At 72.2% G+C, this 24,554-nt stretch carries 20 protein-coding genes; 10 read left to right on the top strand and 10 right to left on the bottom strand.

From position 1 onward, the window contains the following. Positions 1 to 62: 62 nt before the first annotated feature. A complete protein-coding gene (locus tag ACZ4SF_RS04840; protein ID WP_468378222.1) occupies positions 63 to 419 on the bottom strand; it encodes an iron-sulfur cluster assembly accessory protein in 357 nt (118 codons plus the stop codon). A gap of 263 nt (positions 420 to 682) precedes the next feature. Here ACZ4SF_RS04840 and nadA point away from each other — a divergent pair, with 263 nt between their 5' ends. Then, the gene (gene nadA / locus ACZ4SF_RS04835; RefSeq protein WP_468378219.1) at positions 683 to 1,867 is read left to right on the top strand and encodes a quinolinate synthase NadA; all 1,185 of its coding nucleotides are present in this window, start codon (positions 683 to 685) and stop codon (positions 1,865 to 1,867) included. Positions 1,868 to 1,934: 67 nt separating this feature from the next. Here the strand turns inward: nadA and ACZ4SF_RS04830 are convergent, their stop codons facing one another. The 5 genes from ACZ4SF_RS04830 to ACZ4SF_RS04810 all read right to left on the bottom strand — a co-directional run bounded on the left by ACZ4SF_RS04830 (position 1,935) and on the right by ACZ4SF_RS04810 (position 8,722). Further along, positions 1,935 to 5,036 (bottom strand): efflux RND transporter permease subunit, encoded by a 3,102-nt coding sequence (locus ACZ4SF_RS04830; RefSeq protein WP_468378217.1) that lies wholly within the window; start codon positions 5,034 to 5,036, stop codon positions 1,935 to 1,937. Positions 5,037 to 5,224: 188 nt separating this feature from the next. Continuing rightward, complete coding sequence (locus tag ACZ4SF_RS04825; RefSeq protein ID WP_468378215.1) at positions 5,225 to 5,905, bottom strand: response regulator; 681 nt, start codon at positions 5,903 to 5,905, stop codon at positions 5,225 to 5,227. Next, positions 5,902 to 7,146, bottom strand: a complete 1,245-nt coding sequence (locus tag ACZ4SF_RS04820) for a sensor histidine kinase (protein WP_468378212.1) — start codon at positions 7,144 to 7,146, stop codon at positions 5,902 to 5,904. The genes ACZ4SF_RS04825 and ACZ4SF_RS04820 overlap by 4 nt, the downstream gene beginning before the upstream one ends. Before the next feature lie 483 nt (positions 7,147 to 7,629). Next, positions 7,630 to 7,908: a PspA-associated protein PspAA gene (pspAA, locus tag ACZ4SF_RS04815; RefSeq protein ID WP_468378210.1), complete on the bottom strand. Its 279-nt coding sequence runs from the start codon at positions 7,906 to 7,908 to the stop codon at positions 7,630 to 7,632. Positions 7,909 to 7,942: 34 nt separating this feature from the next. After that, positions 7,943 to 8,722, bottom strand: coding sequence for a PspA/IM30 family protein (locus tag ACZ4SF_RS04810; RefSeq protein ID WP_078611732.1), 780 nt, complete (start codon positions 8,720 to 8,722; stop codon positions 7,943 to 7,945). A gap of 275 nt (positions 8,723 to 8,997) precedes the next feature. Between ACZ4SF_RS04810 and ACZ4SF_RS04805 the strand changes: the two genes are divergently transcribed. The 3 genes from ACZ4SF_RS04805 (at position 8,998) to ACZ4SF_RS04795 (ending at position 11,545) form a co-directional block, all read left to right on the top strand. Then, complete coding sequence (locus ACZ4SF_RS04805; RefSeq protein ID WP_468378207.1) at positions 8,998 to 9,627, top strand: DUF3043 domain-containing protein; 630 nt, start codon at positions 8,998 to 9,000, stop codon at positions 9,625 to 9,627. A gap of 83 nt (positions 9,628 to 9,710) precedes the next feature. Next, complete coding sequence (locus ACZ4SF_RS04800) at positions 9,711 to 10,412, top strand: class I SAM-dependent methyltransferase (protein WP_468378204.1); 702 nt, start codon at positions 9,711 to 9,713, stop codon at positions 10,410 to 10,412. Between the two features lie 56 nt (positions 10,413 to 10,468). Beyond that, a complete protein-coding gene (locus ACZ4SF_RS04795; protein ID WP_468378202.1) occupies positions 10,469 to 11,545 on the top strand; it encodes a S1C family serine protease in 1,077 nt (358 codons plus the stop codon). Positions 11,546 to 11,580: 35 nt separating this feature from the next. Here ACZ4SF_RS04795 and ACZ4SF_RS04790 read toward each other — a convergent pair whose 3' ends face one another. Continuing rightward, positions 11,581 to 11,790, bottom strand: coding sequence for a hypothetical protein (locus tag ACZ4SF_RS04790; protein WP_468378199.1), 210 nt, complete (start codon positions 11,788 to 11,790; stop codon positions 11,581 to 11,583). A gap of 172 nt (positions 11,791 to 11,962) precedes the next feature. Here ACZ4SF_RS04790 and ACZ4SF_RS04785 point away from each other — a divergent pair, with 172 nt between their 5' ends. Continuing rightward, positions 11,963 to 13,165, top strand: a complete 1,203-nt coding sequence (locus tag ACZ4SF_RS04785) for a bifunctional adenosylcobinamide kinase/adenosylcobinamide-phosphate guanylyltransferase (RefSeq protein WP_468378197.1) — start codon at positions 11,963 to 11,965, stop codon at positions 13,163 to 13,165. 189 nt (positions 13,166 to 13,354) lie between these two features. Here the strand turns inward: ACZ4SF_RS04785 and ACZ4SF_RS04780 are convergent, their stop codons facing one another. Further along, positions 13,355 to 14,335: a class I SAM-dependent methyltransferase gene (locus tag ACZ4SF_RS04780; protein WP_468378194.1), complete on the bottom strand. Its 981-nt coding sequence runs from the start codon at positions 14,333 to 14,335 to the stop codon at positions 13,355 to 13,357. Positions 14,336 to 14,468: 133 nt separating this feature from the next. Here ACZ4SF_RS04780 and cobT point away from each other — a divergent pair, with 133 nt between their 5' ends. The 3 genes from cobT (at position 14,469) to ACZ4SF_RS04765 (ending at position 18,479) form a co-directional block, all read left to right on the top strand. Continuing rightward, complete coding sequence (gene cobT / locus ACZ4SF_RS04775) at positions 14,469 to 15,551, top strand: nicotinate-nucleotide--dimethylbenzimidazole phosphoribosyltransferase (RefSeq protein ID WP_468378192.1); 1,083 nt, start codon at positions 14,469 to 14,471, stop codon at positions 15,549 to 15,551. A 365-nt stretch (positions 15,552 to 15,916) separates the two neighbouring features. Further along, complete coding sequence (locus ACZ4SF_RS04770; protein WP_468378190.1) at positions 15,917 to 17,722, top strand: phosphatidylglycerol lysyltransferase domain-containing protein; 1,806 nt, start codon at positions 15,917 to 15,919, stop codon at positions 17,720 to 17,722. 25 nt (positions 17,723 to 17,747) lie between these two features. Further along, on the top strand, positions 17,748 to 18,479 hold the full coding sequence (locus ACZ4SF_RS04765; protein ID WP_468378188.1) for a hypothetical protein: 732 nt from the start codon (positions 17,748 to 17,750) through the stop codon (positions 18,477 to 18,479). On the opposite strand, the gene ACZ4SF_RS04760 is transcribed toward ACZ4SF_RS04765, so the two are convergent. Then, positions 18,419 to 19,183, bottom strand: a complete 765-nt coding sequence (locus tag ACZ4SF_RS04760) for a hypothetical protein (protein WP_468378185.1) — start codon at positions 19,181 to 19,183, stop codon at positions 18,419 to 18,421. The genes ACZ4SF_RS04765 and ACZ4SF_RS04760 overlap by 61 nt on opposite strands. A 73-nt stretch (positions 19,184 to 19,256) precedes the next feature. Between ACZ4SF_RS04760 and ACZ4SF_RS04755 the strand changes: the two genes are divergently transcribed. Continuing rightward, positions 19,257 to 20,042, top strand: coding sequence for an adenosylcobinamide-GDP ribazoletransferase (locus ACZ4SF_RS04755; RefSeq protein ID WP_468378183.1), 786 nt, complete (start codon positions 19,257 to 19,259; stop codon positions 20,040 to 20,042). Positions 20,043 to 20,305: 263 nt separating this feature from the next. On the opposite strand, the gene ACZ4SF_RS04750 is transcribed toward ACZ4SF_RS04755, so the two are convergent. Next, the gene (locus ACZ4SF_RS04750) at positions 20,306 to 22,345 is read right to left on the bottom strand and encodes a hypothetical protein (RefSeq protein WP_468378181.1); all 2,040 of its coding nucleotides are present in this window, start codon (positions 22,343 to 22,345) and stop codon (positions 20,306 to 20,308) included. A 343-nt stretch (positions 22,346 to 22,688) separates the two neighbouring features. Between ACZ4SF_RS04750 and ACZ4SF_RS04745 the strand changes: the two genes are divergently transcribed. After that, positions 22,689 to 24,242, top strand: a complete 1,554-nt coding sequence (locus ACZ4SF_RS04745) for a leucyl aminopeptidase (protein ID WP_468378178.1) — start codon at positions 22,689 to 22,691, stop codon at positions 24,240 to 24,242. Positions 24,243 to 24,554 lie beyond the last annotated feature (312 nt).

Raw genomic sequence — 24,554 nt, 5'->3', positions numbered from 1 at the left:
GCGAAGGCGGCGGCCCCGTGAAGGGGGCCGCCGCCTTTTTCACACCGTTGGTTCTGCGCGGCTCAGCTGAAGGAGTCGCCGCAGGCGCAGGAGCCGGTCGCGTTCGGGTTGTCGATCGTGAAGCCCTGCTTCTCGATCGTGTCGACGAAGTCGATGGAAGCGCCGCCCAGGTACGGAGCGCTCATGCGGTCGGTGACGACCTTGACGCCGCCGAAGTCCTTGACGACGTCGCCGTCGAGCGAGCGCTCGTCGAAGAAGAGCTGGTAACGCAGGCCGGAGCAGCCGCCGGGCTGAACGGCGACGCGCAGCGCCAGGTCGTCGCGGCCTTCCTGGTCGAGCAGGGCCTTCACCTTGGCCGCGGCGGCCTCACTGAGGATGATGCCGTCGGTGACGGTGCTGGTCTCGTCCGATACGGACATCTACATCTCTCCCGGGTTGTACGGAGACTGCTTGCCGACGAGTGCAACCGGCGCTTCCGCGGATTCATTCCGGGCCGGGCATTCGCGTGGTCGCGTTTTCGGTTCCTTCTTCATGCTCGCACATGCCCGCAGGGGCGGACAGCGCCCACCGGGGGACTTCGGCGGGATTCACGTCACATAGACGCTATGGCCATCGTCAAAGTGACGTGAAGCAGTTATGATAGATAGCGTCAGTTAGACGAAAAGTAGAAAGGGTGTGTGTCGTGACCACCGCCCAGACCCCGGAACTCGACGTACAGCCGACTCCGCTCGCCCTGTTGCTGCTCGGCCGTGAGGCCGACCCGAAGAGCGAGCGGGGCGTCGAGTGCCCCGGCGACCTGCCCTCGCCGTCCGACCCCGACCTGGTCCAGCGCGCCCGCGCCGCCAAGGAGAAGCTCGGCGACAAGGTCTTCGTGCTCGGCCACCACTACCAGCGCGACGAGGTCATCCAGTTCGCCGACGTCACGGGCGACTCCTTCAAGCTGGCCCGGGACGCGGCCGCGCGCCCGGAGGCCGAGTACATCGTCTTCTGCGGTGTGCACTTCATGGCCGAGTCGGCGGACATCCTCACCTCCGGCGACCAGAAGGTCGTCCTGCCGGACCTGGCCGCCGGCTGCTCCATGGCCGACATGGCCACGGCCGAGCAGGTCGCGGAGTGCTGGGACGTGCTGACCGAGGCGGGCGTCGCCGAGCAGGTGGTCCCCGTGTCGTACATGAACTCCTCAGCCGACATCAAGGCGTTCACCGGCAAGCACGGCGGCACCATCTGCACCTCGTCCAACGCCAAGCGCGCCCTCGACTGGGCGTTCGAGCAGGGCGAGAAGGTCCTGTTCCTGCCGGACCAGCACCTGGGCCGCAACACCGCCGTCCGCGACATGGGGATGTCCCTGGACGACTGCGTGGTCTACAACCCGCACAAGCCGAACGGCGGGCTGACCGCCGAGGAGCTGCGGGCCGCGAAGATGATCCTTTGGCGCGGCCACTGCTCGGTCCACGGCCGCTTCAGCCTGGACTCGGTCAACGACGTCCGTGAGCGCATCCCCGGGGTGAACGTCCTGGTGCACCCCGAGTGCAAGCACGAGGTCGTGGCCGCGGCGGACTACGTCGGCTCGACCGAGTACATCATCAAGGCCCTGGAGGCCGCCCCGGCCGGCTCCAAGTGGGCCATCGGCACGGAGCTGAACCTGGTCCGTCGCCTGGCGAACCGTTTCGCTCCCGAAGGCAAGGAGATCGTCTTCCTCGACAAGACGGTCTGCTTCTGCTCGACCATGAACCGCATCGACCTGCCCCACCTGGTCTGGGCCCTGGAGTCCCTGGCCGAGGGCAACCTGGTCAACCGCATCGAGGTCGACAAGGAGACCGAGGCCTTCGCCAAGCTGGCGCTGGAGCGGATGCTCGCGCTGCCGTAGCCCGCGCGAAAGGGCCGGGTCTCGGACGAGACCCGGCCCCTTCTCATGCCGTCAGCTTCTCCGGCCGTCAGACACCGGCCGGCTCCGGCGCCTTCTCCGCCTTCGGCTGCTTCTTCGCCGCCCGCTTCTTCGCCCGGCGCTCCTTGCGCAGCTCCAGCATGGCGTAGAGCGTCGGGACGAGGAGCAGGGTCAGCAGGGTGGAGGTGACCAGACCGCCGATGACGACCACCGCCAGCGGCTGGGCGATGAAGCCGCCCTCGCCGGTGACCCCGAGTGCCATGGGCAGCAGGGCGAAGATGGTCGCCAGCGCCGTCATCAGGATCGGGCGCAGGCGGTGGCGGCCGCCCTCGACGACGGCTTCCACGACGCCGTAGCCCTGACCGCGGTACTGGTTGATCAGGTCGATCAGCACGATCGCGTTGGTGACCACGATGCCGATCAGCATCAGCATGCCGATCATCGCGGGCACCCCCATCGGGGTGCCGGTGGCGACCAGCAGACCGATCGCGCCGGTGGCCGCGAACGGGATGGAGACCAGCAGGATCAGCGGCTGGGCCAGCGACCGGAAGGTCGCGACCAGCAGCATGAAGACGATCGCGATGGCCGCCAGCATGGCCAGACCCAGGTTCTTGAACGCGTCGTCCTGGTCGGAGGAGACGCCGCCGATCTCGGCCGTGGCTCCCGCGGGGAGCTTCAGGGCCTTGATCTTCGACTGGAGCTTGGTGCTGATCGCGCCCGTGTTGTCACCCGTCGGCTTGGCCGTGATCGTGGCCGCGCGCCGACCGTCGATCCGGGTCATCGACACCGGGCCGTCCACCAGCTCGACCCTGGCGACGTCACCGAGCTGGACCGGGCCGAGGCGCAGTTTCTTCAGCTGGGCCAGGGTGGTCGCGGGCTCGGCCGACTTCACGACGACGTCGCGCTCGGTGTCGTCGAGGACCGCCTTGGCAGCCGTCGTACCGCGTACCGCCTGGGCGACCGCCGCGCCCAGCTTCTGGTCGTCGAACCCGGCCGCGGCCGCCTTGGAGTTCGCCTTCACCGAGATCCGCGGGACGCTCTGCGCCAGGTCGCTGGTGACGTCCGTGACGTGGTCGAGGCCGGCGACCGTGGAGCGGACCTGGTCGGCCGCCGTCCGCAGCACCTGCGGGTCGGAGGCCTTCACCACGACGCTGAGGTCCTGGTTGCCGAAGCCGTCACCGGCGGACACGGTGGTCGTGCCGATGCCGTCGAGCTTCTTCAGCCCGTCGTCGATCCGGTCCTGCACGTCCTCGTACGACGCCGAGTCCTTCAGCATCACCTGGTAGGAGGCCTGGTTGGTGTCGGTGCCGCCGCCGAAGGCCGCCATGAAGCCGGACGAGCCGACGGTGACCTGGTAGTCCTTGACGCCGTCGACGGAGGCGAGGAGCTTCTCCACCCGCTTCGCCTGCGCGTCCGTGGCCGCGAGGCTCGTGCCGGGCTTCAGCTCCTGCTTGACCGTGAGGACTTCCTGCTCGCCCTGGTCGAAGAAGTTGGTCTTCAGCAGTCCGGACATGCCGAACGTGAGCACCAGGACGACCACCGCGATCAGCACGCTGGTGAGGCGGCGGCGGGTGGCGAAGCGCAGGACCGGCACGTAGAAGCGCTGGAGGCGGCTGTTCGCTTCCTTCTCCTCGGCCCTGCGGCGGGCCTCCGCCGCGTCCTCGGGGGTGCCCTTGGGTGCGCGCAGGAACCAGTACGACAGGACCGGCACGACCGTCAGCGACACCAGCAGCGAGGCCAGCAGGGCCGCCGTCACGGTGATGCTGAACGAGCCGAACAGGGCGCCCACCATGCCGCCGACCAGGCCGATCGGCAGGAACACGGCGACCGTGGTGAGGGTGGAGGAGGTGACCGCGCCGGCCACCTCGCGCACCGCGGTGAGGATGGCCTCCTTGCGCTCCTCGCCGTAGCCGAGGTGCCGCTTGATGTTCTCCAGGACCACGATCGAGTCGTCGACGACCCGGCCGATGGCGATGGTCAGCGCGCCGAGCGTGAGCATGTTCAGGGAGAGGTCGCGGGTCCACAGCACGATCAGCGCGAGGACGACGGACAGCGGGATGGACACCGCCGTGACCAGGGTCGAGCGGACCGAGGCCAGGAACACCAGGATCACCAGGACCGCGAAGAGCAGGCCGAGGCCGCCCTCGGTGGTCAGACCCTTGATGGACTTGGACACCGCCGGGCCCTGGTCGCTGACCACCGTGAGCTTCGCGTCCGCGCCGAGGTCCTTGCGCAGGCCGGGCAGCTTGTCCTTGACCGCGTTCGAGATGGAGACCGCGCTGCCGTCATGGTCCATGGTCACGTTGACGGCCAGGCTGGGCCGGCCGTCGGTGCGGGTGATGGAGTCGGCCGGGGCCAGCTGCTCCTTGACGCCGGCCACGGCGCCGAGGCGTACGGGCTTGTCGGCGCCCTCGCCCGTGACCATGAGGTCCTTGATCTGCTTCAGGGAGGTGAAACCGCCGCCGACCTGGACGGTGCGGTTGGCGCCGTCCTCGTCGAAGGAACCGGCCGGGACGGTCGCGCCGCCCGCCTGCAGGGCCTGGCCGAGAGCCGCGGAGGTGAGGCCGGCCCGGGCGAGCTTCGCGTCGTCCGGGGTGACGGCGACCTGGAGGTCGCGGACGCCGGTGACCTGGACGCGGCCCACGCCGTCGATGTCCTTCAGGGCCGGCACGACCGTCTTGTCCAGCTGGTCGGCGAGGGCCTGCTGGTCCTTGCCGGAGGTGACCGCGAGCACCACGGTCGGCATGTCGTCGGTGGAGCCGGAGACGACCTGCGGGTCGACGTCGTCCGGCAGCTGGGCGCGGGCCCGGTTGACGGCCTGCTGGACGTCGGTGACGAGCCGCTTGGTGTCGTCGTCGTAGTCGAAGGACGCCATGATCACGGCGTTGCCCTCGCTCGCCGTGGAGGTGACGCCGGTGATGCCGTCGACGCCCTGGAGGCTGTCCTCGATGGGCTCGACGACCTGCTTCTCCACGACATCGGGCGCGGCTCCCTGGTACGGCGCGATGACCGACACCATGGGCAGGTTGATGGTGGGCAGGAGTTGCTGCTTGATCTGGGGTATCGCGATCAGCCCGAAGACGAGCGCGACGATCGACATGAGCCCGATGAGGGCCCGTTGCGCGAGGCTGAATCTCGACAGCCAGGACATGGATCAGGGTCTCTCTTCTGTGAGCGGCAGAAGTGCTTCCGCTTCCGTGCAGGGAAGAGTCGGCGGCGCGGACGCGCAGATGAGCGCCCACCTCACCACCCTGAGCCATCACAGAGGGCCGATCCGTAGGCCCCAGGTCCCGTTCCTTATCCGGTCCCTACTCCGCGCGCAGTACACGCGGGTGGAGATCACTCCATCCTCGGACGTACCAGCCCGGACTCGTAGGCGATCACGACCAGCTGGGCCCGGTCCCGGGCGCCCAGCTTGGCCATGGCCCGGTTGACGTGCGTCTTCACCGTCAGCGGGCTGACCTCCAGACGCTCGGCGATCTCGTCGTTGGAGTGGCCGCCCGCGACCTGGACGAGGACCTCCCGCTCCCTGCCGGTGAGCGTGCCTAGCCGCTCGGACCGGGCGGGATCGGGGCCGTCGCCGTCGTCGCCCCGGGCCAGGAAGCGGGCGATCAGACCCTTGGTGGCGGCCGGGGACAGCAGCGCCTCGCCGCCGGCCGCGACCCGGATGGCGCTCAGCAGCTCCTCGGGCTCGCTGCCCTTGCCGAGAAAGCCGGAGGCACCGGCGCGCAGGGCCTGGACGACGTAGTCGTCCACCTCGAAGGTGGTCAGGATGACCACCCGGACCTGTTCGAGGGAGGGGTCGGCGCTGATCAGCCGGGTGGCGGCGAGGCCGTCGGTGCCGGGCATCCGGATGTCCATGAGGACGACGTCGGGCCCGTGCTCCTTGGCCAGCCGGACCGCCTGCGCCCCGTCGGCGGCCTCCCCCACCACCTCCATGTCGGGCTCGGAGTCGACCAGCACCCGGAACGCGCTGCGCAGCAGGGCCTGGTCGTCGGCGAGCAGGACACGGATCGTCATACGGGCTCCCCGGGTGCCGTCGTACGGGTCTCGGTGCGGGTCTCGGTACGGCTGTCGACCGGCAGGATCGCATGGACGCGGAAGCCGGCGCCGTGCCGGGGCCCGGTGGTGAGGGTGCCGCCGAGGGCGGTGACCCGCTCGCGCATGCCGAGCAGCCCGTGCCCGCCGCCGCTCTCCGGGGGCGCGGCCGTGCCCGGCCCGTCGTCCAGGACCGTGACCTCGATGTCCGCTCCCACCCGTACGACGCTGACCTCGGCCTTCGCGCCCGGCCCCGCGTGCTTGCGGACGTTCGTCAGGGCCTCCTGGACGATCCGGTAGGCGGCCAGGTCGACGGCGGCGGGGAGTTCCGTGCCCTGGTCGGCGCGGGCCACGGCCACGGGCAGGCCCGCACTGCGGAAGGTGTCGGCCAGTTCCTCCAGGCGGCTCAGGCCCGGGGCGGGTTCGGTGGGGGCCTCGGGGTCGCCGCTCTGGCGGAGCAGGCCGACCGTCGCCCGGAGTTCGCCGAGCGCGCTGCGGCTGGCCTCGCGGACGTGTGCGAGGGCCTCCTTGGCCTGGTCGGGGCGCTTGTCCATGACGTGGGCGGCGACGCCGGCCTGCACGTTCACCAGGGCGATGTGGTGGGCGACGACGTCGTGCAGATCACGGGCGATCCGCAGTCGCTCCTCGGCGACCCGGCGGCGGGCCTCCTCCTCACGGGTGCGTTCGGCGCGCTCGGCACGGTCCCGGACTGCCTGCAGGACCGCGCGCCTGCTGCGCACGGCGTCTCCGGCGGTGGCGCCGATGCCGGTCCAGGCGAGGACGGCCAGGTTCTCCTGCGCGTACCAGGGCAGGGGGCCGCCGAGCATGGCGGCGGCCGTCAGCACGGTCGTGGTGAGCAGGCCGAGACGCCAGGTGGTGGGGCGGTCGGTGGTGGAGGCGACGGTGTACAGGGCGATCACGGCGGACATCGCGACCGGGGCGCGCGGGTCGCCGGTGACGCATTCGACGAGCGAGACCGTGCCGGTGACGGCGAGGACCGTTCTGGGCTTGCGTCGGCGGAAGACGAGGGCCGCGGCGCCGAGCAGCATGAGGAGGAGGCTGAGGACGTCCGGGGTGCGGACGCCCCAGGTGACGCCGTGTGCGCCCCTTGGCACGACGAAGGAGCCGGCGACCATGCAGGCCAGCACGCCCGCCGCGAGGGCCGCGTCCAGCGCGAGGGGATGGGCCTTGAGCCTGCACCGGGCGCGTTCGAGAGTGCTCACGGTGTGAACAGTACGGTTCGGGTGCGGGCCGACCGCAAGATGCCCGGGACGGGGCCGACGAGGGGTGGGTACGCTCGCCCGCGCCGGCGGGGTGCCGCCTGCGCCCACCCGTGCCGCCCCAGCGGCACGACTGCCCGCAGGCTGAGGACGGCGGACCGCGCCCCGCCAGGCGCGCGGGGAACTGCGCGAGCGACCCACCACGCACCCGCAGACCGAGGACGGCGAACAGTACCCCGTAAGAGGCGCGGGGAACTGCGCGAGCAGCCCATCACGCGCCCGCAGACCGAGGACGGCGGACCGCGGCCCCGTAAGGGGCGCGGGGAACTGCGCGAGCGACCCACCACGCGCCCGCAGGTCACTGACGACGGTGGCGCCGGCCTGTACGGCGACGGCGTCGAGGCGAAGGACCTCGCCCACCCGGAACCGGAGTGGCAGAAGTCCCGCACAGCCTGGTTCACCCTGAACCGACGCAGGCGGCGGACGTCAGCCCGGGATCAGGCCGTCGTCGCTGAGCAGCTCCCGGACCTCGGTCAGCGACGCGTCCGGGGACGGGAGGATCAGCTCCGAGGGTTCCAGGGCGTCGTCCGGCAGGGGGTTGCCGAGCCGGCGGACGGAGTCGAGGAGGGCGCCGAGCGTGCGGCGGAAGCCCTCCTCGTCGCCGCTCTCCATCTCTTCCAGCAGCTCGTCGTCCAGCTTGTTCAGTTCGGTGAGGTGGACGTCGTCCAGCCTCACCTGGCCCTCCCCCATGATCCGTACGATCACGTCGGCCTCCTCGGCTCGGGGCCCCGGCGTCGGACTACTGCTTGTCGAAGCGCGGGGTGTCCTGCGGCTGCTGCTGGGACTGCCCCTGGCCGGTGCCGCCCTCGATGGCCTGCTGCGGGGAGCCTCCGGCCAGCTCGGCCTTCATGCGCTGCAGTTCCAGCTCTACATCCGTACCACCGGAGAGCCGGTCCAGCTCGGCCTGGATGTCGTCCTTGTGCATGCCGGACTGGTCGTCCAGGGCGCCGGAGGCGAGCAGTTCGTCGATGGCGCCGGCCCGGGCCTGGAGCTGGGCGGTCTTGTCCTCGGCGCGCTGGATGGCCAGGCCGACGTCGCCCATCTCCTCGGAGATGCCGGAGAAGGCCTCGCCGATGCGGGTCTGGGCCTGGGCGGCGGTGTAGGTGGCCTTGATGGTCTCCTTCTTCGTGCGGAAGGCGTCCACCTTGGCCTGGAGGCGCTGGGCCGCGAGGGTGAGCTTCTCCTCCTCGCCCTGCAGGGTCGCGTGCTGCGTCTCGAGGTCCGTCACCTGCTGCTGGAGGGCGGCGCGCCGGGACAGCGCCTCGCGGGCCAGGTCCTCGCGGCCGAGCGCGAGCGCCTTGCGGCCCTGGTCCTCCAGCTTGGAGGACTGCTGCTGCAGCTGGTTGAGCTGGAGCTCCAGGCGCTTGCGGCTGGTCGCCACGTCGGCGACACCGCGCCGCACCTTCTGCAGCAGCTCCAGCTGCTTCTGGTACGAGTAGTCGAGGGTCTCGCGCGGGTCCTCGGCCCGGTCAAGGGCCTTGTTCGCCTTCGCGCGGAAGATCATCCCCATACGCTTCATGACACCGCTCATGGGCTTCGCGCGCCCCCTTCTGACGGACTCCGGCTCACCGCTTCTGCGACAGGACCCACAGTACGGGCCCTGCCTCCATTACCGCACTGTTCGCGGGGTGATGCGCTCATCCCCGAGGACGACTGCGGGACGTACCGCTCCGGCGTGAGGAGTAGGTGATCCCACCGGGTCACGCGCACCCGGCCGGGCCCCCCGGAAAACGCCCTCCCTGTCCACTGAAGACGTCCGGTGTTGCCGGATCGTTCCCCGGCGGACTGGGGTCCATGCCCGCGCAGCCCGTACCCTTGGGTTTTGTGTTCCGTAGCCGTGCCAAGGAAGAGAAGGCCCCGACCGCCGACAAGGCGCCGGTGAACCTCTCCAAGCAGACCCGTGACCCGCAGGCCCCGAAGGGCAGGCCCACGCCCAAGCGCAGTGAGGCCCAGTCCCAGCGCCGCAGCGTCGCCAACACGCCGACGAGCCGCAAGGAGGCCGCCAAGCGCCAGCGCGAGGAGCGGCGGCAGGCGCTGGAGCGCCAGCGCCAGGCGCTGGCCGGAGGCGACGAGCGGTACCTGCCGGCCCGGGACCGGGGTCCGGTCCGCCGGTTCGCCCGGAGCTGGGTGGACGCGCGGTACAACGTGGCGGAGTTCTTCCTGCCGCTCGCCGTGGTCATTCTCGTGCTGAGCGTGGTGCGGGTGCCGGAGATCCAGAGCGTGGCGCTGCTGCTGTGGCTGGTCGTGATCGTGCTGATCGTGCTGGACTCGGCGGTCAGCGGCTTCCGTCTGAAGAAGCGGCTCGCGGAGCGCTTCCCGGACGAGAACACGCGTGGCGCGGTCGCCTACGCCCTGATGCGCTCCCTGCAGATGCGCCGACTCCGGCTGCCGAAGCCGCAGGTCAAGCGCGGAGAGCGGCCCTGAGCACAGACGCCTTCACCGGGGATGCGGCCCATGCCTGGCTGGACGGGCTGGGCAGGCTGCGTGATCTCGTACGGCAGGAGCTGGTGGCCCGGCAGCTGGACGAGCAGATAGCCGGGCGGTTCCCGGTCGGGCAGCGACTGCGTGTGCTCGACGCGGGGATGGGCCAGGGTACGCAGGCGCTGCGGCTGGCCCGGCTCGGCCACCAGGTGACCGGGGTCGAGCAGAACGCGAGGATGCTCACCGCCGCCCGTGAGGCGCTGGCCCGGGAGCCGGAGGGCATCCGCAAGCGGGTGCGGCTGGTGCAGAGCGACGCGCGGGACACCGGCGTGCACTTCCTGCCGGGCAGCTTCGACGTGGTGCTGTGCCACGGCGTCCTGATGTACGTGGAGGAGCCCGATCCGCTGGTGGCGGGCCTGGCCCGGATGCTGGCCCCCGGCGGCCTCCTCTCCCTGCTGGTCCGCAACGGCGACGCACTCGCCCTGCGCCCTGGCCTGTCCGGTGACTGGGCGGGCGCCCTGGCCGCCTTCGACACCACTGCCTACCGCAACCGCCTGGGCCTGGACGTGCGCGCCGACCGGCTGCCGGCGCTCGCCGCCACGCTCGACGGCATCGCGGCCCCCTTGCACGCCTGGTACGGCGTCCGGGTCTTCACGGACACGGCGGCGGACGACGCGGCGATCCCGGACGACCTGGAGACGCTGCTCGCGGTCGAGGAGCGGGCCGGCCGCACCGACCCCTACCGAGGGGTGGCGGCGCTGCTCCACCTGTGCGGCGTACGGGGCTGAGGCCGTTCGGGGCAACAGCCCGCGCCGCGTGATCACCGCGCGGTGAGACTCGGGGCATGGACGCTTCCCGTGCCCGTGCCCGCGCTTTCCGGACGGCCCTCGCTTCCGTCGCGCTGTTGTGCTGTGCGGCGCTCGCAAGCGGCTGCACCGGTCTCGCCGGGGCCGGGGAGGACACCTCGGCGGCCACCCGGGCGGCCGCGCCGATGACCGCGGAGGACCTGGAGAACCGGTACCAGAAGGTCATCAGGGAGGTCCTGCCGTCGGTCGTGCAGATCCAGGGGCGCCACGACCTCGGCTCCGGGGTGGTGTACGACGACAAGGGACACGTCGTCACCAACGCGCACGTGGTCGGGACGGAGAAGACCTTCCAGGTGACCACGGCCAACAACGAGGAGCCGCTCACCGCGAGCCTGGTCTATACCTACCCCGAGCAGGATCTCGCCGTGATCAAGCTGGACCGGATCCCGGCCGGGCTGAGACCGGGGGTGTTCGGGGATTCCGACAAGGTCGAGGTCGGCAAGATCGTGCTGGCCATGGGGTCGCCGCTCGGGCTGTCGTCCAGCGTGACCGAGGGCATCGTCTCGGCGACCGGACGGACCGTCAGCGAGGGCAACGACGGCGGCGGTACGGGCGCGACGATCGCGAACATGCTCCAGACCTCGGCCGACATCAACCCCGGCAACAGCGGGGGCGCCCTGGTCGATCTCGACGGCCGGGTGATCGGCATCCCGACGCTCGCGGCGGCCGACCCGAGCTTCGGCGGCAGCGCGGCGCCCGGCATCGGGTTCGCGATCCCGGCGTCCATGGTGCGGACGGTCGCCGACCAGATCATCAAGGAGGGCAGGGTCGTCGACTCCGGACGGGCGGCCCTCGGCATCACCGCCCGGACCGTGGTGGACGACCAGTACCAGCCGGCCGGGGTGGCGGTGGTCAGCGTCGTTGCCGGCGGCGCGGCGGACAAGGCGGGGCTGCAGGCCGGCGACATCATCACCGCGGTGGACGACGAGCCCATCACCACCGTCACCTCGCTCTCCGAGGCGCTGGCGGCGGACAAGCCCGGGCAGCGAACCTCGGTGACCTTCGAGCGGGAGGGCAGCGAGAAGAAGGTCGAGGTGACGCTGGGCGAGCAGTGAGGAGGGAGCCCCTCCTCACCCCCGCCCGGGCCGGATCACGCGTCGGCGTGCAGGCTCATCGGGCCGTAGATCTCGTCGGTCTCCTCGAACAGCCGCACCTGGTCGGCCCCGCCCTCCCGCAGCTCCTTCCAGTGCTCGCCGATCCAGGACTCGGCGTCCCCCTGTGTGGTGAACTCCTCGGGCAGGACCGCCGGCTGGACCTCCGTCCCGTCGGCCTTCTCGAATTGCCACGTCCATGCCGTCATGCGGGCCTCCTTTGATCCGACAGCTGCCCGGGCAGCGTATGCGCTCCGCCGGGTCGGCCGTTAGAGGCCATGGATCATCTGCGCGTCCGCGGGGCAGGGCCGCGCCCCTCACCGGTGCCCCTTCGGGGCCGCCAGTGGCGCGAGGGCTGTGGTGAGGGGTGAGAATCGGTGCGTGGAAGCAACTCTGCTCGGTACCGGTGCCCCGCTGGGGCTGCCTCGCCCCGACTGTTCCTGTGCCGCCTGTGCGAGCGCGCTCGGGCCGGACGCGCGGGCCGCGACCGCGGTGCTCGTGGACGGCGCGCTGCTGCTGGACCTGACGCCGGGTGCGGCGTTCGCCGCGGCCCGGGCCGGGCGTTCGCTGGGCGGGGTGCGGCAAGTGCTGCTGTCGCACCCCCACGACGGTCTCGCGGTGGAGGTGCCGGCCGGGCTGCCGCAGCCCGGCCGGGTGCCGGACGGCCGGGAGTTGGCGCTGCTGACGGGGCATCGGGTGCGGGCCGTGGCGATGGACGCGGGCGGCACCGGGTACGCGGTGACCGGGCCGGACGGGCAGCGGCTGCTGTATTTGCCGCCCGGCGGGGCGCCGGCCGGTCTGGAGGCGGCGACGGCGGAGTCGTACGACATGGTCCTCGCGGACGTCGTGGGCCGGCCCGACGCGCTGGCCCGGCTCCGGGCGGTCGGCTCGGTCGGCCCCACGACGGACGTCCTCGCCGTCCACCTGGACCACGACGTGCCGCCCGGCCCCGAGTTGCGGCGCCGGCTCGCGGCGGCCGGGGCGCGGGCGGTGCCGGACGGTACGTCGCTGACGGTCGGGGTGTACGAGGAGGTACCGGACGTGCCGCGCCGGACGCTGGTGCTGGGCGGGGCGCGTTCGGGCAAGTCGGTGGAGGCGGAGCGGCGGCTGGAGTCCTTCCCGGACGTGCTGTACGTGGCGACCGGCGGTACACGCGGCGGGGACGGCGAGTGGGCGGCGCGGGTGGCGGTGCACCGGGAGCGGCGGCCGGGGTCGTGGCGTACGACGGAGACGACGGATCTGGTGCCGCTGCTGGGTGAGGAGGGGCCGCCGCTGCTGATCGACTGTCTGTCGCTGTGGCTGACGGACGTGATGGACTCGGTCGGGGCGTGGGACGACGCGGAGTGGGCGGGCGGCGGTGAGAAGGCTCTGCGGGAGCGGGTGCGGGAGCTGACGGAGGCGGTGCGGTCGGCTCGGCGGACGGTCGTGGCGGTGTCCAACGAGGTAGGGTCCGGGATCGTGCCCGCGACGGCGTCCGGCCGCCGGTACCGGGACGAACTGGGGCGGTTGAACGCGGGGTTCGCGGACGAGTGCGAGCAGGTGCTGCTCGTGGTGGCCGGGCAGGCACTGGTACTGCGGGGCTGATGCGGCGGGGAGGCGGGGTCGCTTGCCCGCGCTTGCGGGGTGCCGCCTGCGCCCACCCGTGCCGCCCCAGCGGCACGACTGCCCGCAGGCTGGGTGCGGGGCGCCCCGCAGGGGCGCGGGGAACTGCGCGAACGGCCACGACGCGCCCGCGCCCGGCAACGGCGCCGCAGCCCGCACGGCAGTCGCCTCTCAGCGCTCCTTGCGCGCAACCACCCGGTACGCATTGGAGAAGCGACTTCGGCGGAACAACGGAGCGCACCCGTGGTCCACGGCGGAGGCCAGCGCCAGCACCGGCATGGCGGCCAGTTCGGTCACCGGGCGGGCGTGGGCCAGGGACAGGGCGACTGCCGCGGACAGGTCGTAGGGGATGTGCGGGGTCTTGCGGTCCGTGACCAGGATCGTGCAGCCCAGGCTCTCCAGCTCGGTGCGCAGGTTGACCGGCGGGAGCAGGTGCAGGTGGCGGGGCTGGCCGTACGGGAGCCACCACTTGCCGAGGAGCATCGCGAACAGACAGCGGGGGTCGGGGACTTCGACGACCAGGTGGCCCCCGCGTCGCAGCACGGTCAGCGCGGCGCGGAGTTCGGCGCGCGGGTCGGGGGCGTGCTGCAGATGGTGGAACATGCTGACCACGTCGTAGCGGGCGCGCAGCCGGTCCGCCGTGCCGGGCGTCGTCAGATAGCCGCGGTGCGCCTCCTCCACACGGCCTTCCAGCAGCGCCTGCTCCACGCGCGCCGTCGGGTCGAGCCCGTCGAAGCTGGTGTACGGGAAGAACTCCTTCGCCGCCTCGGGAAAGAGGGCGTGGCCGGTGCCGACGTCCAGCCAGCTCTCCGGTTCGCGCAGCGCCGAGAGCCGCCAGGCGGTGTCCCGGTGCCGGCGGCGGACCGCGCGGGCGGGGAGGACGCCGGCGGCGAACTGTTCCAGGTGCCTCTCGTAGAAGTCCCGGTGGAAGAAGGCGAGTCCCTCCGCGCTGAGCCGGGGGTTCTGGAAGGCGTGGGCGCAGTCGCCGCATGCGTCGACGACGAACGTGCCGGACCGGTGCCGCAGCGGGTCGGGCGCGCGCAGCCGGGTGCGCAGGTTGCGGGAGCCGCACCAGGGGCAGTCCTCGCGGCGCGGCTCCTGGAAGGGATCGAAGGGGGTGGTGATCTGCGGGGTGAGGGGCGTGGTCGGCATGGGCGGCTCCCTGTGCGACATTCCGCGGCAAACCGGAACGTATGGGATATGGAACCGAGGCGCAAAGACGTGGTCGCGGTGTGGTGGCGATGTGGCACGGAGGCGTTCGTTCTCTGGCGGTACTGTTCGGCGAATGAGCAGCCTTAATCTGGACGACTTCACCGATCTGATCGAGCGCCCGGACGGGGGCGTGCGCCGTGACGCCGAGGCCCGGCGGGAGCGCCAGATCGTGCCGCCCGGCGCACTGGGCCGCCTCGACGAGCTGGGTGAGTGGCTGGCCGCCGCGCAGGGCGCCGTACCGGTACGGCCGGTCGAACGGCCGCGGCTGGTGCTCTTCGCCGGGGACCACGGCATCGCCGAGCTGGGTGTCTCGGCGCGGCCCGCGGGCGGTGCGGAGCAGTTGGTGCGGGCGGTACTGGAGGGTGCGAGCCCGGTGGCCGTGCTGGCGCGCCGGCAGCAGGTGCCCGTGCGGATCGTGGACATGGGCCTGGACTGCGCTCCGGACGCCTTCCCGGAGGACGTCGTACGGCACCGGGTGCGGCGGGGCAGCGGCCGTATCGACATCGAGGACGCGCTCACCCTGGAGGAGGCCGAGACGGCTCTGCGCGCGGGTGTCGCGATCGCCGACGAGGAGGCCGACTCGGGCACCGATCTGGTGGTGCTCGGCGACCTCAGCGTGGGCGGCACGACGGCTGCGGCGGTACTGGTCGCCGCGCTGTGCGGGACCGACGCGTCCGTGGTGACCGGGCGGGGCGGGCTCGCGATCGACGACCTGGCGTGGATGCGCAAGTGCGCGGCGATCCGGGACGCGCTGCGGCGGGCGCGGCCGGTGCTCGGTGACCAGTTGCAGTTGCTGGCGACCGTGGGCGGGGCGGATCTCGCGGCGATGACCGGGTTCCTGCTGCAGTGCGCGGTGCGGAAGCTGCCGGTGATCCTGGACGGGGTCGTGGCCGCGGCCTGTGCGCTGGTCGCGCAGCGGGTGGCTTTCCGGGCGCCGGACTGGTGGCTGGCCGGGCACGACAGCGGGGAGCCGGGGCAGGCGAAGGCGCTGGACCGGATGGCTCTCGAGCCGCTGCTGGAGCAGGGGGTGAAGGTCGGCGAGGGCGTGGGCGCGCTGCTGGCACTGCCGCTGGTACGGAGCGCTGCCGCGCTGGCCGCCGAGCTGCCGGAGCGGCCGGAGGCCGAGAAGGACCCGGAAACGAAGGCCCCGGAGTAGCCACCCAGGCCCGCTTCGGCACCGCCGGACACCACCGTCGTGGCTGAGCACCGTTGCGGCGGGGAGGGGTGACCGGCAGGAAGAAGTGACCGGTGGAGTGACGTGGCCGAGCGGTACTCGCCGCAGCGGGAAACGGGCGGGGCGCGCTCGCCACGGAGCGAGACGGGCACGGCGTGCTCGCCGCGGAGGGAAGTGGGCGGGGCGTGTTCGGCGCCGGGGGAAGCAGGCGGGGCGCGCTCGGTGCGGAAGGAAGTGGACGGGGCCGGTTCCGTGCCGGAGGGAGTGGGTGGGGAGGCGGAGCGTGTGTGCTGTTGGTGGGGGGAAAAGTGGGGATCGGTGGGGGGTCGCCCATATGATCCTGATCTATGGGAGATGCCCGGATTGCCGTTGAGCAGCGAGTCGGGGTCGAGTGGGCGGATGAGCGGGCGCGGCGGTCCACCGGGGCTTCCCGGAAGGCCGCCGCCGTCGCCGTCTGGTATCTGCGGACCGTCGCGTTCATCAACTTCCTCAGCGCGGTGTGGGTCTCGTTCGGCCAGGACGTGCGCCGGCACAACCAGGACGACTTCTTCACGCCGTACCTGCTGACGGCCGGCTTCGCCTCCGGTCTGTTCACCGCCTTCCTGGCGATCACCATGCGGCGCAGGAAACGGGCCGCATGGATCCTCAACCTGGTGATGAGCGGCCTCTTCCTGGCCCTGTTCGCGTTCGCCATGGCGTTCCCGGAGATCCGGCGCTACGCGCAGAACTGGGTCTCCCTGGGGCTGACGGCCGCTTTCGTGGGCGCGCTGCTCGTCGGCCGCCGCGAGTTCTACGCCAAGGGCGACCGGTCCAACCCACGGCTCGCGGCCACCGTGGCCGTCGGCGGCGGCCTGGCCGCGAGCCTGCTGGCAGGGCTGCTGGTGACGGTCACCAACCAGGCGCCCGACGCGGCCCGTTCGACGTTCCTGGAGCGCTGGTACTACGGCGCCCTGCGGCTGGTGTCCGTGGCGGCCGACGAGTCCCGCTTCCCCGGGATCGACCCGCCCAACTGGGCCAACGTGGCCGTCAACGTGCTCAGCACGGCCCTCGTCCTCGCCGTCTTCTACGCCGCCTTCCGCTCCCGGCGGGCCGTGGACCCGCTCAGCGAGGACGACGAGAAGCGGCTGCGGGTGCTGCTGGAGCGGCACGGCGACCGCGACTCGCTCGGCTACTTCGCGCTGCGCCGGGAGAAGAGCGTCGTGTGGTCGCCGACCGGGAAGGCCGCCGTCGCCTACCGGGTGGTCGGCGGGGTGAGTCTCGCGTCCGGCGATCCGCTCGGCGACCCGGAGGCCTGGCCGGGGGCGATCGGGCCGTGGCTCGCGCAGGCGCGGCGGCACGGGTGGATTCCGGCGGTGATGGGGGCGGGCGAGGAGGCCGGGACGGTGTACGCCCGGCACGGTCTGGACGCGCTGGAACTCGGGGACGAGGCGATCGTGGAGGTCGCCGAGTTCACGCTGGAGGGGCGGGCGATGCGGACCGTGCGGCAGGCGTACAACCGGGTGAAGCGGGCCGGGTACGAGGTGCGCATCCGGCGGCACGCGGACATCCCGGCCGACGTGATGGCACATCTCGTCGAGCGCGCCGACGACTGGCGCGACGGCGCGACCGAGCGCGGCTTCAGCATGGCACTCGGCCGGCTCGGTGATCCCGCGGACGGGCAGTGCGTGATGCTGGAGTGCACGGACGCCGACGGGCGGCTGCGGGCGCTGCTCTCCTTCGTGCCGTGGGGGCCGCACGGACTGTCGCTGGACCTGATGCGGCGGGGCCGGGACGTCGACGGTTCCGCCAACGGGCTCATGGAGTTCATGGTCATCGAACTGCTTCGGCGGGCCGACGAGATCGGGATCACGCAGGTCTCGCTCAACTTCGCGATGTTCCGGTCGGTCTTCGAACGTGGCGCACGCCTCGGTGCCGGTCCGGTACTGAGGCTGTGGCGGTCGCTGCTCAGCTTCTTCTCCCGCTGGTGGCAGATCGAGTCGCTGTACCGCGCCAACGCCAAGTACCGGCCCATCTGGGAGCCGCGGTTCCTGCTCTTCGAGAAGAGCGCGGACCTGCCGCGCATCGGCCTCGCCTCGGCCCGCGCGGAGGGCTTCCTGGAGGCGCCCGGGCTGCCGAAGTGGCTGCACCGCAAACACCTGGACACGCACCGATGACCGTACGGGGACGAAGGAACGCTTGATGGGAACGCCAGGCCGCCGGGCCCGCGCCGAGTGGGGGCCGCTGTATGCCGCCGTGCGTGAGGCCCTGCGCGAGCGGGGGCCGGCGGCGGCCCCGATGACGGTGGGGGCAGTGGGCCTGACGGCGTTACTGCAGTACGTGCAGAACCAGCCGTGGGGGTATCAGCTCGTGCAGGACCTGGGTGCCGTACGGGCCGAGGACCCGCTGTGGCTGGCCCTGTCGCGCACTCCCCTGTCGCTGTACGTGCCCGCGCTGGATCTGCCGGTGTGGGGGGCGCTGGTGCAGATCCTGCTGGTGTTCGGGGTCGCCGAGCTGTGTCTGGGCTGGTGGCGGACGCTGACCATCGCGTACGTCGCCACGCTCGCCGGGACCCTGTACGCGCGCCTCGGCGTCACGCTCGGCGCGCACACGCCGTTCGGGCTGCCGTGGACCGACGGGCAGGTGGTGGACACCGGCCCGTCGGCGGCCGTCGTGGGGCTCGCGGTGTTCGTGAGCTGGCGGTACGGCGCCTATGTGACGGCGGGCGCGGTGACGACGGCGATGGTGGTCGAGGTGCTGGTGAAGGAGAACCTTGCGGGCAAGGAGCATCTGGCCGCGCTGATCGCCGTGGGTCTGCTGTGCCTGCTGACGGCGCTGCGCCACGGGTACGCGGACCGGCTGCGCCGCCGCCGTCACCTGTGGTCGGGCAGGCGCGTCGGCAGGGGGTCGGGCTTGCCGCCGATCCAGTCCTGAACGAGGCGGCGCGGTCGGGTCCAGCGGCGGTCGTGACGGTAGGCACGGAGGGCGGCCCTGGCGCGGGCGCGGGGACGGTGGCCGTAGAAGCGGCGGGCCCAGGCGGAGCCGGGGCGGGCGAGCCGGATCGCACCGAGGACGGCGACCAGCGGCACGATCACTCCGAACACGGCGATGCGGGCCTTGCCCTTGCTCAGGGCGATGAGGGAGAAGAGGAAGTTGGCGGCGATGTTGGAGATGACGGTGCCGCGGTCGGCCAGCTCCTCCTGGGACAGGTCGTTGACGCCGAAGGGGGCGAACCCGGCGAGCAGCAGGCCGACGAGGGCGGCGGTGACCACGACGATCTCGACGCTCTTGCGGCCCTCCGCGCTCCAGTAGACGTCGTCCAGGTGCAGGATCAGCGCGAACTCGTCCAGGACGAGGCCCGCGCCGATGCCGAACAGCACGGCCGAGACGGCCGCGCCGACGCCGTGTCGGTCGCTGGCGACGGCGCCGAAGCCGCCGACGACGGTGAGGACGACACCGGGGACGACGTGGTGGATGTGCAGCCCGCCCGCCTTGACGTTGCCGAAGGGGCCCTTGCCTGCCCGGATCAGCCGGGTGATGACCCGGGTGACGACGAAGGCCAGCACGAAGGCGGCGAGGGCGAGCAGCAGCGGGAGTTTGCCCGGCTCGACGATGTTCCGCTCCCACCAGTGCCCCATGTGCGCACATTACTCGGATATGCCCGCTCGGGTGCCGTGGGTTGGCCTCGCGACCGCCGGGTAACCTGCGCCGGTGCTCACGTCCTCCCCGTTCGACGGTCTCCGCTTCGCCTTCGGCACACTCACCGTGCTGCCCGTCCGGGTACTCCGCTGGGACCGGCCGGCCGCACGCGGCGGCATGCTGTGCGCCCCGGTGGCCGGGCTGGTCGTCGGCGGCTGCGCGGCCGGCCTCGGCCTGCTGCTGCTCCTGCTCGGTGCCGGTCCGCTGCTTGCCGCGGTCGCCTCGGTCGCCGTACCCGCAGCCCTGACCCGCGGGCTGCACCTCGACGGGCTCGCCGACACCGCCGACGGGCTGGGCAGCGGCAAGCCCGCCGAGGACGCGCTGCGGATCATGAAGCAGTCGGACATCGGGCCGTTCGGCGTGCTCACCCTCGTCCTGGCGCTGCTGGCCCAGGTGGCCGTGCTGGCGCAGCTCTACGGCGACTCGGGGGCGCGGGGTGCCGTGGCGGCCGTGGTCTCGGCGGTCACGGCCCGGCTGGCCCTGACCCTGGCCGCCCGCGCCGGGGTACCGGCCGCCCGCCCGGAAGGGCTGGGGGCGGCGGTGGCCGGGGTGGTGCCCAGGGCTGCGGCGCCGGTCCTGGTGGCCGGTGTGGCGGCGGCGGCCGGGACGGCGGGCGCGGGCTTCGGCGGGTACGACGGCGCGCGCACCGCCCTCGCGGTGCTCGTCGCGGTCGCCGTCGCCGAACTGCTGCTGCGCCGCTGCATCCGGCGCTTCGGCGGGGTGACCGGAGACGTGTTCGGCGCGCTCGCCGAGACGGCCGCGACGACCGCGCTCGTGGTGCTCTGCCTCGGCCGCTAGTGCTGTGGCCGGAAAGGCTTGGCGGAAAGCTCGCGGCGTCCGGTGCGGTGCATCGCAAGGCGGAGCATCCTTCCGGGGCGCGACGGCTCGCGGCGAGCGCGTCGGCCCCTCCGGTGCGGGACGTGCGGCCGGTCGCGCCCGCGCGGCGGAGCCTCACCCTGATACAACCCCGCGCCCTTTCGGAGACGCCCCTCCAGGGCGCTCCGCCCGGGGCACCCCGTCCAAGGGCACCCCGTCCAAGGCGCCCCGTCCAGGGCGCTTCTCTACGGCAGCTTCAGCGTGAGTGCCGACTGGAGGAGGGCCGGTGTCGCCCATGCGGAGCGCTCGCCGGCGTAGGCCGTGCCGAAGGTCGTCGTGCCCAGCAGCTGTTGCTGCCTGGTGCCCTCCGGCGCGGTCACCGGGATCTGGGTGCCGGACGGTGCCGTGACGGTCACGGTCTTGCCGATCCGGTAGGCGGTGACCTTGCCGTTGGCGAGCGCGGTCTGCCACTTCGCCCGGTTCTGCAGCTCGCCGCCGATGGCGCTCTGGCGCAGGCTGACGATCGGGGTGTCGTCGGCGAACAGGGCCCGGTGGTCGGCCAGTACGCGCTCCAGGACCGGGTAGAGGATGCGGTCCTCGGCCAGGTTGGACTGGTGGGCGTAGTGCGGGCGCGGGTCGTTGCTCAGCACATGCCCGAGGTCGGTGTGCGCCTCGGCCGGGACGATGTGGCCGGTGTAGCCGGTGGCCGTGTCCAGCGGCTCGGGCAGGCAGGTGGAGGCCGGGTTGTCCTCGCAGATGCCGCTGCCGCCGTCCGCCTCGGCGGTGTAGATCCAGTTGTACTCGTCGGCCATCTCAGCCTTGGTGCCGACGTTGTAGTACACGTTCATCGGGTAGCGCGGCACGGTGCGCGTACTGGTGCCGACGGAACGCTGCTCCGGCTCGCGGGAGTTGTCCGAGGCGGTCCACTTCACGCCGTTGGAGGCGAGCGCGGGCCCGAGGTCGGGGTTGTCCTGGGTCTGCTGCGGCAGGGTCTTCAGGCCGGAGTGCTCGCCGGTGACCAGCTCGCTGCGGTCGACGGAGAGACCGTGTACGAGCGCCCAATCGTAATTGTTCGAGATCTCCCCGGAGATGTCGGTGCGGCTCACCCACTGCGTCGAGCCGTCGGCGTTCTTCGTGCAGCTCCACGGCACGCTCGAGGTGTCCTGGACGCAGCCGAGGAACAGGTGGGTGTAGGTGTGGTTCACCCAGCGGTACTTGGCCCTGTCCTTCAGCAGCTGGTCGGTCAGCGCGTCCGCGCCGCCGTTCTCCTGTTTCCACTCCTCGCCGGCGCCCGCGTTGAACACCATGTCCAGGGTGAAGCCGTGGCTCTGCTGCCAGGAGGCCAGGTACTGGGCGTCGGCCGCGGTCATCCGGATCGGAGTGGTGGTGTCGGTGCCGCCGCTGCCGCAGTCGATGTCGCCGGGCGTGCAGTTGCGCTCGGTGTCCCAGCGGGCGTCCGGTGCGAAGACGTCGTCGACGTGCACGGCGAAGTAGTTGCGGGCCTGCCCGAGGTGCACGCCCTGGGTCAGCCACTCGACCATGCCGCGGGCCAGCACCCGGAACTGCTGCTGGTGCTGGTTGTAGGCGAAGGTGACCACCAGTTCGCGGCGGCCGTCGTGCGTGTACTCGCCGAGCAGGCTGCCGGTGCCGGTGCCGCCGGGCACGGGGGTGTCGACGTAGCTGGTGAAGCCGGTGCGGGGCTGTGCGACGAAGCCGTAACTCTCATCCACCGAGGGCGAGTTGTCCTCGAAGGAGAAGGCGCCCCGCAGATAGCCGAAGGGGCCCGCCTTGCCGGCCGCGGTGATGTCCGCCGTGCGCCCGTCGAGCGGCCCGGCGTAGCCGCCCGCGTCGGTGTAGTCGAGCCCGACCTCGGGGTGGGCCCAGGTGTAGGCGTCGAGCTGCGGGACGCCGTACGTCCTCTCGTACGTCTCCAGGGCCGTCTGCTCGGCCGAGCCCGCACCGAACGGGGCCTCGTTCGGCAGGACGACGCCCTGGAACTTCGCCCGCGGCCGGCCGCCGACGGTGTCGCTCAGGAAGGCAGTGGTGATCGTGGGACGCCCGGAGTCGTCCAGGTCGACGGTGGTGTACGGGATGCCCTCGCTCTTCAGCTGGGCGGTGATCGCGCCGACGGGGCCTATGCCGTCGTCGACGACCAGCACCCGCAGGTCGATCCGCGGCTCGGTGGCCGCCGAGGCACCCGGCGCGGCGAGCCCCAGTGTGATCATCCCTGCGGCCGTGACGGTGACGCCGGCCGCTCTCCAGCGGTGGTGTGCGCGGTGGGCCATGAAAGGTTCCTCCCCCCAGAGGATCCGCCGCGGAGAGCCCGCGGAGGATCTGTCGAAATCATGCGAACCGGCGGGTCGGCCCCTCACCGGAACCCGACGAGTGTGGCTCAGGTCACTGGAGTGCAGGGTGGAGAAGTAGCGACGACGCCACGCGCAGGTGAACACCCGAAGGAATGAGCGAACGGGCACACGCGCGTAGGCTCGTCCCGGGTGTTCGCCGACAGGGTGAAGGCCCCGGTTGCCACCTGTCCCCAGGCCTGGACCTAGGGTCGGCTCTCGGGCCCGGTCGACCCACCCCATATCGGCCACAGCAACTTCACATCGGAAGCGAGATTTCACCACCGTGACTGCTCTGACTCTCAGCACCGCCGCGGCGCCCGGCCTGCGGGCCGACGCGATCGTGATCGGTGTCGCCAAGGGCGCCAAGGGCCCCGTCGTCGCACCCGGCGCCGAGGCCGTGGACAACGCGTACGACGGCAAGCTGGCCGGCGTCCTGGAGACCCTCGGCGCCTCGGGTGCCGAGGGCGAGCTGACGAAGCTGCCCGCGCCGGCCGGCTTCAAGGCCCCGCTCGTGGTGGCGGTCGGCCTGGGCGCGGAGCCCGGAGGCGAGGACGCGGAGGACGGCGACGCCGGCTACGACGCCGAGGCGCTGCGCAAGGCCGCCGGTCTGGCCGCCCGTGCGCTCGCCGGCTCCCGGAAGGCCGCGTTCGCGCTGCCCGTCGACAGCCCCGGCGCGATCGGCGCCATCAGCGAGGGCGTGCTGCTCGGCGCGTACTCCTTCGACGTCTACAAGGAGAACGGCCGGCAGGCGCAGGGCGCCAAGGCCAAGAACGGCAAGGCCCCGCTGGCCGAGGCCGCGGTGCTCGGCGGCAAGCCGCGCGACGCCGCCCACAAGGGTGCCGTCGCCCGCGCGCTCGCGGTCTCCGAGGAACTGAACCGCGCCCGCGACCTGATCAACATGCCGCCGAACGACCTCACCCCCGCCGCCTTCGCCGGCATCGCGCAGACCGCGGGCAAGGAGCACGGCATCAAGGTGCAGGTGCTCGACGAGAAGGCTCTCGTCAAGGGCGGCTACGGCGGCATCCTCGGTGTCGGCGGCGGCTCGGCCGCGACCCCGCGCCTGGTCAAGCTGTCCTACACGCACCCGGCGGCCGAGAAGCACCTGGCCTTCGTCGGCAAGGGCATCACCTACGACTCGGGCGGCATCTCGCTGAAGCCGGCCGGCCACAACGAGACGATGAAGTGCGACATGAGCGGCGCGGCCGCGGTGTTCGCCGCCGTCGTCGCGGCCGCGCGCCTCGGCCTGGAGGTCAACATCACCGGCTGGCTGGCGCTGGCCGAGAACATGCCCTCCGGCTCCGCGGTCCGCCCGGGTGACGTGCTGCGCATGTACAGCGGCAAGACCGTCGAGGTGCTCAACACCGACGCCGAGGGCCGGCTGGTCCTCGCCGACGCGCTGTGGGCGGCCTCGCAGGAGAACCCGGACGCGATCGTGGACGTCGCCACGCTGACCGGCGCGATGATGCTGGCGCTGGGCAGCCGGACGTTCGGTGTCATGGCCAACGACGACGCGTTCCGCTCCGCGGTCCACGAGGCGGCCGAGGAGGTCGGCGAGCCGGCGTGGCCGATGCCGCTGCCGGAGCACCTGCGCAAGGGCATGGACTCGTCCGTGGCCGACATCGCGAACATGGGCGAGCGGTGGGGCGGCGGCCTGGTCGCCGGTCTGTTCCTGCGCGAGTTCGTCGGCGACGGCATCACCTGGGCGCACCTGGACATCGCCGGGCCGGCGTTCAACGAGGGCGGTCCCTTCGGTTACACCCCGAAGGGTGGTACGGGGTCGGCCGTGCGGACCCTGGTGCGGCTTGCGGAGCTGACCGCCGCGGGTGACCTGGGCTGACGTTCGCCCAAGCACTCGGTTCCGGCCGTCGCACGGCGGCTACAGGGGCGTGGGGTTGCCCGCGCAGTTCCCCGCGCCCCTGAGTCGGCTGCCGCCGGTCTTCGTCGCAGGTGAACCCCTGCCGGGCCGCTCCGCCGCGCGACGGAGCCGCATGCCGGACACAGCCGCGCGCACCTCCGGGCGCTTCAGTGGGGTGTCTCACACTCAGGCCCGGCGTCTCGTCCGCCTCGAACAAGTGCAAAGATGGAGCCCGGCAGGACAGGGCCCCACCGAAGGGCCGAAGCATCAAGCGGCCGGACACCAGCCGCCCGC

The sequence above is a fragment of the Streptomyces sp. NPDC027663 genome (assembly GCF_055566415.1).
The sequence above is the reverse complement of the archived record's forward strand: the minus strand, read 5'-3'. Positions and strand labels throughout refer to the sequence as shown.